The sequence below is a fragment of the Streptomyces fradiae genome (assembly GCF_041270065.1).
In the GTDB taxonomy this organism is placed as follows: domain Bacteria; phylum Actinomycetota; class Actinomycetes; order Streptomycetales; family Streptomycetaceae; genus Streptomyces.
In genome coordinates this window covers 1,547,784-1,562,301 of sequence record NZ_CP065958.1, presented here as the reverse complement: position 1 = coordinate 1,562,301, position 14,518 = coordinate 1,547,784, and the positions used below count along the sequence as shown (strand labels likewise).

The following is a 14,518-nucleotide window of genomic DNA, read 5'->3' as shown; positions in this document are numbered from 1 at the left end:
CATGTCCACCGCCCTGCGCATCTGCCCCCTCTGCGAAGCGACCTGCGGGCTGACCCTCACCCTCGACAACGGCCGGGTCACCGGCGCCCGCGGCGACCGCGACGACGTCTTCAGCGAGGGCTTCATCTGTCCGAAGGGCGCCGCGTTCCCCGAAGTCGACGCCGACCCCGACCGGCTCGTCCGCCCGCTGATCCGCGAGAACGGCGCCCTGCGCGAGGCGGACTGGGCCGAGGCCTTCGACCTGATCGCCGCCCGCCTCCGCCCACTGATCGAGGAACACGGACCGAACGCAGTCGCCCTCGTCCTCGGCAACCCCAACGTCCACACCGTCGCCGGCGCCCTCTACCCGCCGCTCCTCATCGGCGCCCTGGGCACCCGCAACCTCTACACCGCCTCCACCCTCGACCAGATGCCCAAGCACGTCTCCAGCGGACTGCTGTTCGGCGACGCCTTCGCCGTCCCCGTACCCGACCTGGACCGCACCGACCACCTCCTGATGCTCGGCGCCAACCCCCTGGACTCCAACGGCAGTCTGTGCACCGCCCCCGACTTCCCCGGCCGGCTGAAGGCCCTGCGCCGGCGCGGCGGCACCCTCACCGTCGTCGACCCCCGGCGCACCCGCACCGCCCGTCTCGCCGACCGGCACCTCGCCATCCGCCCCGGCGCCGACGCCCTCTTCCTCGCCGCCCTCGCCCACACCCTCTTCGCCGAGGACCTGGTCCGCCTCGGCCCGCTCGCCGAGTACGTGCAGGGGGTCGAGGAAGTACGGGACGCGGTACGGGACTTCAGCCCCGAGGCGGTCGCCGCCGCATGCGACCTGGACGCGGACACCATCCGTACCACCGCCCGCGAACTCGCCGCCGCCCCGACCGCCGCCGTCTACGGCCGGATGGGCTCCTCCACCGTCGCGTACGGAACTCTCGGCAACTGGCTCGTCGACGTCCTCAACGTCCTCACCGGCAACCTCGACCGCCCCGGCGGTGCCCTCTTCCCGCTCTCCGCGACCGCCCCCGCGCCCCGCCCCGCCGGTCCGGGGAAGGGCTTCGCCCTCGGCCGCTGGCGGAGCCGGGTCTCCGGCCACCCCGAGGCCAAGGGCGAACTCCCGCTCGCCGCCCTCGCCGAGGAGATCGACACACCGGGGGAGGGGCGGGTGCGGGCGGTCGTCACCATCGCCGGCAACCCCGTCCTGTCCGCCCCCGACGGCGACCGCCTCGACGCCGCCCTGGGCTCCCTCGACTTCATGGTGGCCGTCGACCCGTACCTCAACGAGACCACCCGGCACGCCGACGTCGTCCTGCCCCCGCCGCCGCCCTCGCGCAGCGCGCACTTCGACTTCGCCTTCAACGGCTTCGCCGTCCGCAACCAGGCGCGCTACTCGCGGCCCGTTCTCCCCCTGGAGGAGGGGCGGATGGACGAGTGCGAGATCCACGCCCGGCTGATCCTCGCCGTCTCCGGCCTGCACGGAGCCCCGCCGTCCGCCGTCGACGACCTCGCGATCGAACGCACCCTGGCCAAGGCCGTGACGCAGGAGCACTCGCCGCTGTACGGCGCCGACCCCAAGGAGCAGGCACGACTTCTCGCGGGCCGTACCGGCCCGGAACGGCGGCTCGACCTGATGCTCCGGCTCGGCCCGTACGACCTGGTCCTCGACGACCTGCTGCAGGCCCCGCACGGCATCGACCTCGGGCCGATGAAGCCCCGGCTGCCCGGACTGCTCAAGACCCGCAGCGGACGGATCGAGCTGCTGCCCGCGCCGATCGCCGCCGACCTGCCGAGGCTGCGCGCCGCGCTGGAGGCCGTACCGGAGCCGGACTCCGTCCGGCTCGTCGGACGGCGCCACCTGCGCTCCAACAACAGCTGGCTGCACAACATTCCGTCCCTCAACGGCGGTTCGAACCGCTGCACCCTCCAGGTGCACCCGGAGGACGCCGAACGGCTCGGCCTCACCGCCGGCGCCCCCGCCCGCGTCAAGGGGGAGGGGGGCGAGCTGACCGCCGAGGTGGAGATCACCGAGGCGGTCCGCCCCGGTGTCGTGAGCCTGCCGCACGGCTGGGGCCACGACCGTCCCGGCACCCGGCTCGGTGTGGCCGCCGCACGCCCCGGGGTCAACGTCAACCAGCTGCTCGACGGCTCCCTGCTCGACCCCCTCTCGGGCACCGCCGTCCTGAACGGCTTTCCCGTGCAGCTGTCGCCACTGTTGTGACCGGACGGCTGTGACCTGGGGTTTTGCTCGTATTGCTCACGCGTCAACGTCTTGTTAACGCGGGAAGGCCGCACCTACCGTCATCCGCACCGCCGCTCTGGCGGGAGTTCAAGGGTGAACGTGAGGTGTCCTCCCATGCTGACCGTCCTCGGCTTCGCCATGATCGCGACCTTCCTGGTCCTGATCATGCTGAAGAAGATGTCGCCGATCGCGGCGCTCGTGCTCATTCCCGCGTTGTTCTGCGTCGCCGTGGGCCAGGGCGCCCAGCTGGGCGACTACGTCATCGACGGCGTCGGCAAGCTGGCGCCCACGGCCGCGATGCTGATGTTCGCGATCGTCTACTTCGGCGTGATGATCGACGTCGGCCTCTTCGACCCGATCGTCCGCGGCATCCTGCGCTTCTGCAAGGCCGACCCCGTGCGCGTGGTCGTCGGTACGGCGGTGCTCGCCGCGATCGTCTCGCTGGACGGCGACGGCTCGACCACCTTCATGATCACGGTCTCGGCGATGTATCCGCTCTACAAGCGGCTCGGCATGAGCCTGGTCGTCATGACCGGAGTCGCCGCCACCGCCAACGGCGTCATGAACACCCTCCCCTGGGGCGGCCCCACGGCCCGCGCCGCCACCGCGCTCAAGCTGGACGCCGGTGACATCTTCGTCCCGATGATCCCCGCGCTCGGCGTCGGACTGCTCTTCGTCTTCGCCCTCGCGTACGTCCTCGGCCGCCGCGAGCGCAAGCGCATCGGCTACCTCAGCCTGGACGAGGTCCTGGTCCGCGACTCCGAGACGGTCCTGGTCACGGCGGGCGGCGGCACCGCGAAGTCGGGTACGGAGGCAGGTGCGAAGACGGGCTCCGGCGCGGGTACGGAGACGGGCTCCGGCACCGGCGGGGACGGCTTCCAGGGGCTCGACCCGCACCGCGCGACCCTGCGCCCCAGGCTGTACTGGTTCAACGCCGCGCTGACCGCCACCCTGCTGGTCGCGATGATCATGGAACTGCTGCCGATCCCGGTGCTCTTCCTGCTCGGCGCCGCGCTCGCGCTCACCGTCAACTACCCCGACATGGCCGAGCAGAAGGCCCGGATCGCCGCCCACGCCGACAACGTCCTCAATGTCGCCGGCATGGTCTTCGCCGCCGCCGTCTTCACCGGTGTGCTCACCGGCACCGGCATGGTCAAGCACATGGCGGACTGGCTCGTCGGCGCCATCCCCGAGGGTATGGGCCCGCACATGGCGCTGGTCACCGGCGTGCTGAGCATCCCGCTCACCTACTTCATGTCCAACGACGGTTTCTACTTCGGCGTGGTGCCGGTGCTCGCCGAGGCCGGCGCGGCGCACGGAGTGTCCCCGCTGGAGATCGCCCGCGCCTCCCTGGTCGGCCAGGCGCTGCACATGTCCAGCCCGCTGGTGCCCGCGGTCTACGTGCTCGTCGGCATGGCGAAGGTGGAGTTCGGCGACCACACCCGGTTCACCGTGAAGTGGGCCGCGCTGACCTCGCTGGTGGTGCTCGCGGCGGGCATCCTCTTCGGGATCATCTAGGGCGCGGGGCGCTCCCTCGGTCCCGGTGCGGTCTCCAGGGCCGGACGGGTGGAACTCGGAGGGTGGCACGGCACGGTGCCACCCTCCGTAGCCATGTTGTGACCAATAGTCAGATTATCGGCACACGAATTCCGAGATCTGTACGACTGGAGGAACCACGCATGACCGCTCCGGCGCTCCGTCCCCTGCTGTCCGCCGCCGTCGCCGCGCTCGCCCTCGGCTCGGCCTCCCTGGTTGCCGCGCCCGCCGCGTACGCCGTCCCCGGCGACAACGGCGACGTGAAGGTCCACGACTCGAACACCCCCGAGTTCGACCAGCGGGACAACCCCAAGGTCTGCAAGTTCTACCTCGACGCCTTCAACTTCGACAACGGCCAGCTGGTCTCCTGGACCATCGCCCCGCAGCCGCCCAAGGCCGACTCCCCGACCACGAACGGCTCGCTCACCATGGACGCCAACGGCCACGGGCGGACCCCGGACATGACGCTGCCCGAGGGGATGTACAAGCTCGACTGGACCTTCGCGGGCGAGCAGGGTTCGGGCAAGCACAAGGTCTTCAGGGTCGACTGCCCGGACAACGGCAACGGCGGCAACGGCAACGGGGGCAACGGGAACGGGGGCAACGGACACGGCCACAAGCCACCGCACGGGCCGGTCGGCGCGGGCGGCGGCGGTGCGGCCGACACGACCGCCCCCACCGACGACTCGGGCTTCGGCGTCGCGTCGGCCGTCGCCGCGGGACTCGCCGGCACCGCGGGCCTGATCCTCATCCGCCGTTCCCGCCGCCGCACCGATGGCGCCGCGTAGGTCCGTCCCCCCGCGTACAGCGGCCCCTGCCGGCCGGGCCCCGGCCCGTCCGCGCGGGGCCGCCCGGCGCGGGCGCACCACCCGCCGGCAGCGCCGGCTCCTCCGGCTCGCCCGCACCGTCGCCGTGACCCTCACCCTCGTCGTCGGTGCCGTCTGGTGGGCCGGCGACGGGGAACCCGCCGGCTCCGCCCTCGCCGCCGGACCCGCCGCCCACGGAGCCCCGGCCCCGGCGGCCAAGGCCGGCGCCGACGGGGCGAACGGCGCGAAGGGCGCCGGCGGAGCGTCCGGCGGGGCCGGTGGGTCCGGGCGCAAGGCCGCGGCCAAGGCCCCGGCGAAGCCCCAGCCGCCGCCCGCCCCCCTGGCCCGCTCCCGCCCCACCACCCTCGCCGTCCCCGCGATCACCATCGAGGCGCCCGTCGTCGGCCTCGGCCTGGAGCCCGGCGGGAGCCTCGCCACCCCGCCCGTCGACAACCCCCGGGTGGTCGGCTGGTACGCCAACGGCGTCACCCCCGGCGAGCGCGGCACCGCCGTCGTCGTCGGCCACCGCGACACCCGCACCGGCCCGGCGATCTTCCTCAACCTCGACTCGCTCGACCCCGGCAACACCGTCCGGGTCGCCCGCGCCGACGGCCGCGTCGCCGTCTTCACGGTCGACCGGGTCCGTACGTACGCCAAGTCGGCCTTCCCGGACGAGGAGGTGTACGGCGCCGCCAAGCGGCCCGAACTGCGCCTGATCACCTGCGGCGGAGCCTTCGACCGCAAGGAGGGCTACGCGTCCAACATCGTGGTCTTCGCCCATCTCACGGGCGTCGACCGGCAGATCTGACCACGCTCCGCACGCCCGCCGCTCCCGGTCCGCCGGAGGCGGCGGGCGTTGTGCGTGGCGAGAACTCGCCAGGGCCTTCCGTTCCCGCCCGCCAGGCGCGCACGATGGCTGAGGAGCAGGACACGACACGGCACGGCACGGCACGAAGCACGCATCCGTCGCGTGCGGACCGCCGATCGGCTGGTGCCCGATCGGCAGGTGACCGACCGCCGGAGTCCCGACCGACCGCACCCCCGTCGCTGCTCCCTCCCGCGCCGGGCGGCCCCGCCGCCCGGGAGGCCCGGTCCCGCCCCTCCTCCTCGGGACCGCGGCTCGCCCGCACGCCCCGCATGCCCTCCCATGCCCGGGCTGTCCGCGCCCGCCGTGGACAGGGCGGGCGGTCGAGGGCGACCATCGGTCCGTAGCGGCGAGAAGGGGCCTGGCGCCAGAAAACTAACGGCGCTAGTTTGGGGTCGCCCGTGCACCCGGCACCGTGCACCCGTGCCCCGGACGAGGAGAGACAGCGGATGAAGGCCCACGACGCGATGTACATCGGCGGGGAGTGGCGCCCCGCCGCCTCCACGGAGACCCTCCCCGTGACCGACCCGGCGACCGAGCAGGTCGTCGCCCACGTCCCGGCCGGCACCGCCGAGGACGTCGACGCCGCCGTGCGGGCCGCCCGGGCCGCCTTCCCCGGGTGGGCCGCCACCCCGCCCGCCGAGCGGGCCGCCCGCATCGCCGCGCTGCGCGACGCCCTCGCCGCCCGCGCCGAGGAGATCGCCGCCACCGTCACCACCGAGCTCGGTGCCCCGCCGCAGCTCGCCGCCGCCGTGCACACCGGGCTGCCGATCGCCGTCGCCGGCTCCTACGCCGAACTCGCCGCCACCCACCCCTTCGAGGAGAAGGTCGGCAACTCCACCGTCTACTCCGAGCCGGTCGGCGTGGTCGCCGCGATCACCCCCTGGAACTACCCGCTGCACCAGATCGTCGCCAAGGTCGCCCCCGCCCTCGCCGCCGGCTGCGCGATCGTCCTCAAGCCCGCCGAGGACACCCCGCTCACCGCCCAGCTGTTCGCCGAGGCCGTGCACGAGGCGGGGCTCCCGGCCGGGGTGTTCAACCTGGTCACCGGCCTCGGCCCGGTCGCCGGACAGGCCCTCGCCGAGCACCCCGGCGTGGACCTGGTCTCCTTCACCGGCTCCACCGCCGTCGGCCGGAGGATCGGCGCGCTCGCCGGCGGCGCCGTCAAGCGGGTCGCCCTCGAACTCGGCGGCAAGTCCGCCAATGTCATCTTGCCCAGCGCGGACCTCGGCAAGGCCGTCGCCGTCGGCGTCGCCAACGTCATGTCCAACTCCGGCCAGACCTGCAGCGCCTGGACCCGGATGCTCGTCCACACCGAGCAGTACGAGGAGGCCGTCGCCCTCGCCGCCGCGGCCGTCGCCAAGTACGTGCCCGGCGAGCGGGTCGGCCCCCTCGTCAACGCCAAGCAGCGCGACCGGGTCCGCGGCTACATCGAGCAGGGCATCGCCGAGGGTGCCCGGCTCGTCGCCGGCGGCCCCGAAGCCCCGCACGCGACCGGCTACTACGTCGCCCCGACCGTCTTCGCCGACGTCACCCCCGACATGACCATCGCCCAGGAGGAGATCTTCGGCCCGGTCGTCTCGATCATCCGCTACGAGGACGAGGCCGACGCCCTGGCCATCGCCAACGGCACCGTCTACGGGCTCGCCGGCGCCGTCTGGGGCGAGGAGGCCGAGGCCGTCGCCTTCGCCCGCCGCATGGAGACCGGCCAGGTCGACATCAATGGCGGCCGCTTCAACCCGCTGGCCCCGTTCGGCGGCTGGAAGCAGTCCGGCGTCGGCCGCGAGCTCGGCGCGCACGGCCTCGCCGAGTACCTCCAGACCAAGTCCCTGCAGTTCTAGGCCCCCGAGGAGACACCAGCGTGATCCGCGCCGCCGTCCTGCCCGCCGTCGGCTCCGCCCTGGAGATCACCGGCATCGTCCTGCCCGAGCCCGGCCCCGGCCAGGTCCGGGTCCGGCTCGCCGCCGCCGGAGTGTGCCACTCCGACCTGTCGCTGTCCAACGGCACCATGCGGGTCCCCGTGCCCGCCGTCCTCGGCCACGAGGGCGCCGGCACTGTGGTCTCCGTCGGCGAGGGCGTCACCCACGTCGCCCCCGGCGACGGCGTCGTCCTCAACTGGGCGCCGTCCTGCGGCAGCTGCCACCCCTGCACCCTCGGCGAGGTGTGGCTGTGCACCAACGCGCTGGCCGGCGCGGCGAACGTGTACGCCCGCACCGAGGACGGCACCGAGCTCCACCCCGGGCTCAACGTCGCCGCCTTCGCCGAGGAGACCGTCGTCGCGGCCAACTGCGTGCTGCCCGTGCCCGACGGCGTGCCGCTCACCGAGGCCGCGCTGCTCGGCTGCGCCGTCCTCACCGGCTGGGGCGCGATCCACCACTCCGCCCGGGTCCGGGCCGGCGAGACCGTCGTGGTCTTCGGCGTCGGCGGCGTCGGCCTCGCCACCCTCCAGGCCGCCCGGACAGCCGGGGCCGCCACCATCGTCGCCGTCGACGTCTCGCCCGAGAAGGAGGAGCTGGCCCGGGCCGCCGGCGCCACCGACTACGTCGTCGCCTCCGACACCACCGCCAAGGAGATCAGGGCGCTCACCGGCGGACACGGCGCCGACGTGGCCGTCGAGTGCGTCGGCCGCGCCGCCACCATCCGTACCGCCTGGGAGTCCACCCGGCGCGGCGGCCGCACCACGGTCGTCGGCATCGGCGGCAAGGACCAGCAGGTCACCTTCAACGCCCTGGAGATCTTCCACTGGGGCCGCACCCTCGCCGGCTGCGTCTACGGCAACTCGAACCCCGCCGAGGACCTGCCCGTGCTCGCCGAGCACATTCGGGCCGGCCGCCTCGACCTGAGCACCCTGGTCACCGAACGGATCACCCTGGAGGGCATTCCCGGCGCCTTCGACAACATGCTCGCGGGCAAGGGCGGCCGCGCCCTCGTCGTGTTCTAGTCCGGTACCCGACTAGTCCTGTACGGGTGCGGGCGCGGGCTGTTCGACCTCCCGCGACCGCACCCCCGCCCGTGTCCGCGGCCGGGACCGGGACACCGCCACGCCCGCCAGGCACAGCGCGCCGCCGCCGAGCGTGAGCAGCCCCGGCAGCTCGCCGAGGAACACCCAGGCGAGCAGCACCACCAGGGCCGGCACGGCGTAGGTCGTCGCGCCCATCCGGCCCGCCGTGGTGCGGGCCAGGGCATAGGCCCAGGTGGTGAAGGCGAGAGCGGTCGGGAACACCCCGAGATAGACCATGTTCAGGGTCGCCGACAGCGGGGCCCGGCCCGCCTCGGCGACCAGCTGCCCGGCGAACGGCAGACATCCCACCGTGCCGACCAGACACCCGAAGGTCGTCACCTGCAGCGCGCTGCCGTGCGCGAGCGCCGGCTTCTGCGCCACCACCCCGCCCGCGTACGCCACCGCCGCGAGCAGACACAGCAGCACCCCGAGCACCGAGGCGTGCCCCCCGCCCGAACCGGCGGACATCGAGAGCCCCACCGCGACCGCGCCCGCGAAGGACACCGCCATGCCCGCGAGCAGCCGCGGCGGCAGCGCCTCGCCGAGCACCTTCGCGCCGAGCAGCGCGATCAGGATCGGGCCGATGTTCACGACCATCGCCGCAGTGCCGGCGTCGACCTCCTGCTCGCCCCAGTTGAGCACCACCATGTACACGCCGAACCACAGCAGGCCCGACACCGCGATCCCGCGCCACGCGGCCCGGGGCGGCAGCCCCTCCCGCCGCACCAGGAGCACGGCACCCAGGACGAGCGAACCGGCGAGCAGCCGGCCGAGCGCGAGAGCGCCGGGGGAGTAGGCGGCCCCCGCGCTGCGGATGGACACGAAGGCGGAGGCCCACAGGACGACGGTGACGCCCGCGGCGGCGAGCGCGAGCCGCGCGGTGCGGGCGGGGGAGGGAGGGGACGCGGTTGACGAGTTCGGCATGGGAGGACCGTAGGACGCGGACCCTTCGGTGTTCACCGCAATATCGCGCGGCCCCGGCCGCTCGCGCCTCATCGCAGCTCCGCCGGCTCGATGCCGAGCGCCGCGTGCAGCGCCCGCTCTCCGGCCGCGGTCACCTTCACCGCCCGCTCGGACCCGATCCGTACGCACCAGCCCGCGTCCAGCGCGTGCCGGCACAGCGCCGCGCCCGCGAGCCCGGCCAGATGCGGCTTGCGCTCGGTCCAGTCGAGACAGCCGCGGGCCACCGGCCGCCGCCCCCGGCCCCGTACGAGAGGGAGGCCCAGGTCCGCGAACCAGGCGAGCCCGGCGTCGGTGAGCGCGAAGCCGGTGTCCTGGCGCAGCAGCCCGCGGGCCGTCATCGCCTCGGCGATCGCGATCCCGAGCCGCCCGGCCAGATGGTCGTAGCAGGTGCGCCCACGGGCCATCGCCTGCCCGGCGCTCACCGCCCGCAGCCCGCGCGGCGCGGCCGGCACGTCCGGTTCCGCACGCGCGGCCAGGTCCTCGACCAGGTGCGCGACCCCGGGATCGGCGAGCCGTACATACCGGTGCCGCCCCTGCCGCTCCTCGGCGAGCACCCCGCCCGCGACCAGCTTGCCCAGGTGCTCACTGGCCGTGGACGGCGCCACCTTCGCCTGCCGCGCCAGCTCCCCGGCGGTCCAGGCCCGCCCGTCCAGCAGGGCGAGCAGGAAGGCGGCGCGGGTCTCGTCGGCGAACAGGGCGGCCAGGGCGGCGAGGTCTTTGGGGGCCATGACCCCAGGATGCCGCGCTCACGATTCGGCGGCGGCCGAACCGTTGCGCCGCTTCCACTCCCAGTCCCTCACCCGGTGCCAGCGGTGGTCGATCTCGTACCCGGCCTCCAGCGGTCCGATGCGGGCGTAGGCGTCGGCGGTGCGCGGGTCGTCGTGCCGCATCAGACCGTACGCGGCGATGAGCCGCACCAGTTGGAACTCCTCGTCCAGCAGCCCGGCGAGCGCGTCGGCCACCTCCGGCGCGTGGTCGTCGCCCTCGGAGAGGCGCTCCGCGGCCATCCACCGCACCTCGGCCTCAGGGTCACGGGCCAGGCGGACCAGCGCCTGACGGACGTCCGGCGAGCCGTCGAGGTTCCTGCCGAGGACCGCGCCCGCGGCGCCGCGCACCCCGCCGTCCTGGTCCCGGACGAGCCCGAGGAGCGCCGCCCGCGCCCCCGGGTCGAGCGGCCTTCCGTCGACGCAGTCCGGCACCGCCGCGCGGACCCCCGCGTCCGGGTGGCCGGTGTACCGCAGCCCGGTCGCCACCATGTCCGGGTGGTCGTGCTCGGCCGACCAGGCGCGGAGCACCGCCGCCAGCACCCGCGCGTCCGTCTCCTCCGTCGCCCAGCGCGCCAGGAGGTCGCTCGTCTCGGCCTCGTACGACGGGACCTTGCCGTTCTCGAGGAGCGTCAGGGACCACAGGGCATGGGCGGCGAACCGCCGGTGGTCCGGGTCGGGATGCCGGCGCAGCGCCGCGACGGCCGACCAGGTCTCCCTGCTGCGCCGTCGGCCGAGCAGGCGCACAGCGGCCCACCAGTCCACGTGCTCCCAGTCCGGATACCTCACCGCCCGGTCCGCCAGCTCCTCGACGGGCGTGAGGATGCCCAGCCCCCACTCCAGCTCGGTGAGGATCGCGCCGTGCCCGGCCCGCACCGTGCGTCCGTCCAGGACGAGTTCGTCGACGTACGTGAACTCGTCGTCCGGCACCCGGGTCCGCTCGCCGGTCGCCGTCCCGCTCCGCTCGTACCAGCTGCGCGCGGCGGCCAGGGCCCGGTCCCCGGCGGGCCCGCGCAGCCGCGGGCCCGGGTCGTGGGCGAGCGTCGCCGAGACGACCGCGGCCGAGCCGCCCTCGATCGCCCGCAGCAGCGGGGTCGACCCGTCGGGGAGCAGGCGGTTCGGGTCGGCGCCGCCCATCGCGAGTTCCCCGGCCGCCTCCGCGTCGTACGCCGCGACCGCCACGCACAGCAGCGGCAGCCCGTCCTCGCCCGCCGTGTCCGGGTCGGCGCCCGCCTCCAGGAGCCGGCGGGCCTCCTCCGCGCCGCCCGCCCGTACCGCCGCTATGAGCCGTTCGCCGAGTCCTGCTTCGGCCATGTCCCCCGTACCCCCGCCTCGTACTGCATCGCCAGCCCGTCGAGGAGCGCCCGCAGGCCCGTCTCGAACGCCCCCTCGTCGACCTGTTCGCCGCGCTCCGCGAGCAGGTGGGCCTGTCCCAGGTGAGGGTAGTCGGCGGGGTCGTAGGCGTCCTCGTCGTTCACGAAGCCGCGGGCGAAGGAGCCGAGGGCGGAGCCGGTGATGAAGTAGCGCATGAGGGCGCCGATGCGGGTGGCCTGGGCGGGTGGCCAGCCGGCCCGGACCATCGCGCCGAAGACCGCGTCCGCGACCTTGAGGCCGGCCGGGCGGCGGCCGGGGCCCTGGGCGAGCAGGGGGACCAGGTTCGGGTGGTCGGTCAGGGCCGCGCGGTAGGAGACCGCCCAGTCGTGCAGCGCGGTGCGCCAGTCACGCGGGTCGCCCGGCGCGAACATCGACAGATCGACTTTCGCGCTGACCGTGTCCGCGACCGCGTCCAGGATCTCGTCCTTGGTGCGGAAGTGGTTGTAGAGGGAGGGGCCGCTGACGCCGAGTTCGGCCGCGAGCCGCCGGGTGGAGAGCGCGGCCAGGCCCTCGGCGTCCACGAGCGTGCCCGCCGTTGCGACGATGCGGTCTCGGCTGAGCAGGGGCTTGCGCGGTCGGGCCATGGCGCACATAGTAGGCGGGGCCAAGAAAACTAGCAGTGGTAATTAAACTCGGGCGACCGGCCGCGACCGGCCCCGGCCCAGCCCGGACCCGACCCGACCCGACCGATGGGGTGACGCCATGAATCTGGAGCTCAGCGAGGAGCAGGAGGCCGTACGCCGGCTCGCCGAGGACTTCGTCGCCCGCGAGGTCGCCCCGCACGCCGTCGCCTGGGACCGCGCCGAGGAGGTGGACCGGGGCATCGTGAAGAAGCTCGGCGCCGTCGGCTTCCTCGGCCTGACCATCCCCGAGGAGTACGGCGGCTCCGGCGGCGACCACCTCGCCTACTGCCTGGTCACCGAGGAGCTGGGCCGCGGCGACTCCTCGGTCCGCGGCATCGTCTCCGTCTCGCTCGGCCTGGTCGCCAAGACCGTCGCCGCCTGGGGCGACGAGGCGCAGAAGCGCGCCTGGCTGCCCCGGCTCGCCTCCGGCGAGGCCATCGGCTGCTTCGGCCTCACCGAGCCCGGCACCGGCTCCGACGCCGGCAACCTCGCCACCCGGGCGGTCCGCGACGGCGACACCTACGTCATCGACGGCACCAAGATGTTCATCACCAACGGCACCTGGGCCGACGTGGTGCTGCTCTTCGCCCGCACCGGCGGCCCCGGCCACCGCGGCGTCTCCGCCTTCCTCGTCCCCACCGACACCCCCGGCCTCACCCGCCGCCCCGTGCACGGCAAGCTCGGCCTGCGCGGCCAGGCCACCGCCGAACTCGTCCTGGAGGGCGTCCGCGTCCCGGCGAGCGCCATGCTGGGCCCCGAGGGCAAGGGCTTCTCCGTCGCCATGTCCGCCCTCGCCAAGGGCCGGATGTCGGTCGCCGCCGGCTGCGTCGGCATCGCGCAGGCCGCCCTCGACGCGGCCGTCCGCTACGCCGGGGAGCGCGAGCAGTTCGGCAAGCCCATCGCCTCGTACCAGCTCGTCCAGGAACTCATCAGCGACATCGCCGTGGACGTCGACGCCGCCCGGCTGCTGACCTGGCGGGTCGCCGACCTCGTCGACCGCGGCCAGGACTTCGCCACCGCCGCCTCCAAGGCCAAGCTGTACGCCTCCGAGGCCGCCGTCCGCTCGGCGAACAACGCCCTCCAGGTCTTCGGCGGCTACGGCTACATCGACGAGTACCCGGTCGGCAAGCTGCTCCGCGACGCCCGCGTGATGACCCTCTACGAGGGCACCAGCCAGATCCAGAAGCTCATCATCGGACGCGCGCTCACCGGAGTCTCCGCCTTCTGAGCCTGCCGAACCTGAGTACCCGGGCGGGGTGCGTGAGTATCCGGGCGGATGTGGCGCGGGCCACATCCGCCCGATCCTGTCCGGCATGAGCGACACACCGGTCAAGCAGCAGAACACCGCCGCCTACTACGCGCAGGCCGTCATCTCCTTCGGCCTCGCCCTGGCCGCCGTGGCCATCGGCGTCTACCAGCTCGACGCCAGCGCCTGGGTGCGGGCCTTCCTCGCCATCTCCGTCCTCTACCTCACCACCTCCGCCTTCACCCTCGCCAAGGTCGTCCGCGACCGGCAGGAGGCGGGTCAGATCGTCAGCCGGGTCGACCAGGCCCGCCTGGAGAAGCTGCTCGCCGAGCACGACCCCTTCCAGAAGCTCTGACCGGCGACGAATCGGCCAACCGCTAAGCGCTTGCTCAGCTTCGTTGTATGGTGTTCGTCCCTGACGGCCCGAGGAGGAGTGTGCGATGAGCGCGGCGGAGGAGACGCCCGGCGGCGAGGACATGCCGTGGGGCGAGGTCACGCCCGAGGCCGCCCGGCGCCTGCTGGTCGCGGCGGTCGAGGCGTTCGCCGAGCGCGGCTACCACGCCACCACGACCCGGGACATCGCGGGCCGGGCCGGCATGAGCCCGGCCGCGCTCTACATCCACTACAAGACCAAGGAAGAGCTGCTCCACCGGATCAGCCGGATCGGCCACGACAAGGCCCTGGAGATCCTGCGGGCGGCCGCCGACGGCCCCGGCACCGCCGCCGAGCGGCTCGCCGACGCCGTACGGTCCTTCGTCCGCTGGCACGCCGAGCGGCACACCACCGCCCGGGTCGTGCAGTACGAGCTCGACGCCCTCGGCCCCGAGCACCGCACCGAGATCGTGGCGCTGCGCCGCGAGTCGGACGCCACCGTGCGGCGGATCATCAACGAGGGCGTGGCCGCCGGGGAGTTCGACGTCCCCGACGTGGCCGGCACCGCGGTCGCGATCCTGTCGCTCTGCATCGACGTCTCGCGCTGGTTCAACACCCAGGGCCGGCACACGGCCGACGAGGTCGGCGCGCTCTACGCCGGCCTCGTGCTCAGGATGGTCGGCGCCCAGGCGCCGGCGCCGCAGGGTTAGTCCGCCGGTCCAGCAGTAGTCCGGCGGTCCGGCG

At 74.1% G+C, this 14,518-nt stretch carries 13 protein-coding genes; 9 read left to right on the top strand and 4 right to left on the bottom strand.

Features of this window, described 5'->3' with window-relative positions:
• Position 1 precedes the first annotated feature (1 nt).
• The 6 genes from JAO84_RS06960 to JAO84_RS06935 all read left to right on the top strand — a co-directional run bounded on the left by JAO84_RS06960 (position 2) and on the right by JAO84_RS06935 (position 8,372).
• Entirely contained in the window at positions 2-2,203 is a 2,202-nt protein-coding gene (locus JAO84_RS06960; protein WP_370411368.1) for a molybdopterin oxidoreductase family protein, read from the top strand.
• Between the two features lie 135 nt (positions 2,204-2,338).
• Entirely contained in the window at positions 2,339-3,742 is a 1,404-nt protein-coding gene (locus tag JAO84_RS06955) for a CitMHS family transporter (RefSeq protein WP_370411366.1), read from the top strand.
• 161 nt (positions 3,743-3,903) lie between these two features.
• Complete coding sequence (locus JAO84_RS06950) at positions 3,904-4,548, top strand: hypothetical protein (RefSeq protein WP_370411364.1); 645 nt, start codon at positions 3,904-3,906, stop codon at positions 4,546-4,548.
• A gap of 124 nt (positions 4,549-4,672) precedes the next feature.
• Positions 4,673-5,374, top strand: a complete 702-nt coding sequence (locus JAO84_RS06945) for a class F sortase (protein ID WP_370411362.1) — start codon at positions 4,673-4,675, stop codon at positions 5,372-5,374.
• Between the two features lie 506 nt (positions 5,375-5,880).
• Positions 5,881-7,272, top strand: a complete 1,392-nt coding sequence (locus JAO84_RS06940; RefSeq protein ID WP_370411360.1) for an aldehyde dehydrogenase family protein — start codon at positions 5,881-5,883, stop codon at positions 7,270-7,272.
• Between the two features lie 20 nt (positions 7,273-7,292).
• Positions 7,293-8,372, top strand: coding sequence for a Zn-dependent alcohol dehydrogenase (locus JAO84_RS06935; protein WP_370411358.1), 1,080 nt, complete (start codon positions 7,293-7,295; stop codon positions 8,370-8,372).
• 12 nt (positions 8,373-8,384) lie between these two features.
• Here the strand turns inward: JAO84_RS06935 and JAO84_RS06930 are convergent, their stop codons facing one another.
• The 4 genes from JAO84_RS06930 to JAO84_RS06915 all read right to left on the bottom strand — a co-directional run bounded on the left by JAO84_RS06930 (position 8,385) and on the right by JAO84_RS06915 (position 12,126).
• Positions 8,385-9,356, bottom strand: a complete 972-nt coding sequence (locus JAO84_RS06930; RefSeq protein WP_370411356.1) for a DMT family transporter — start codon at positions 9,354-9,356, stop codon at positions 8,385-8,387.
• A gap of 68 nt (positions 9,357-9,424) precedes the next feature.
• The gene (locus JAO84_RS06925) at positions 9,425-10,123 is read right to left on the bottom strand and encodes an ArsR/SmtB family transcription factor (RefSeq protein WP_370411354.1); all 699 of its coding nucleotides are present in this window, start codon (positions 10,121-10,123) and stop codon (positions 9,425-9,427) included.
• Positions 10,124-10,141: 18 nt separating this feature from the next.
• Complete coding sequence (locus JAO84_RS06920; protein ID WP_370411352.1) at positions 10,142-11,473, bottom strand: HEAT repeat domain-containing protein; 1,332 nt, start codon at positions 11,471-11,473, stop codon at positions 10,142-10,144.
• Positions 11,440-12,126, bottom strand: a complete 687-nt coding sequence (locus JAO84_RS06915; protein ID WP_370416673.1) for a TetR/AcrR family transcriptional regulator — start codon at positions 12,124-12,126, stop codon at positions 11,440-11,442. The genes JAO84_RS06920 and JAO84_RS06915 overlap by 34 nt, the downstream gene beginning before the upstream one ends.
• 109 nt (positions 12,127-12,235) lie before the next feature.
• Here JAO84_RS06915 and JAO84_RS06910 point away from each other — a divergent pair, with 109 nt between their 5' ends.
• The 3 genes from JAO84_RS06910 to JAO84_RS06900 all read left to right on the top strand — a co-directional run bounded on the left by JAO84_RS06910 (position 12,236) and on the right by JAO84_RS06900 (position 14,484).
• On the top strand, positions 12,236-13,384 hold the full coding sequence (locus tag JAO84_RS06910) for an acyl-CoA dehydrogenase family protein (RefSeq protein ID WP_370411350.1): 1,149 nt from the start codon (positions 12,236-12,238) through the stop codon (positions 13,382-13,384).
• Positions 13,385-13,469: 85 nt separating this feature from the next.
• A complete protein-coding gene (locus tag JAO84_RS06905; protein ID WP_265865582.1) occupies positions 13,470-13,757 on the top strand; it encodes a YiaA/YiaB family inner membrane protein in 288 nt (95 codons plus the stop codon).
• Between the two features lie 85 nt (positions 13,758-13,842).
• Complete coding sequence (locus tag JAO84_RS06900) at positions 13,843-14,484, top strand: TetR/AcrR family transcriptional regulator (protein WP_370411348.1); 642 nt, start codon at positions 13,843-13,845, stop codon at positions 14,482-14,484.
• Positions 14,485-14,518: the final 34 nt, after the last annotated feature.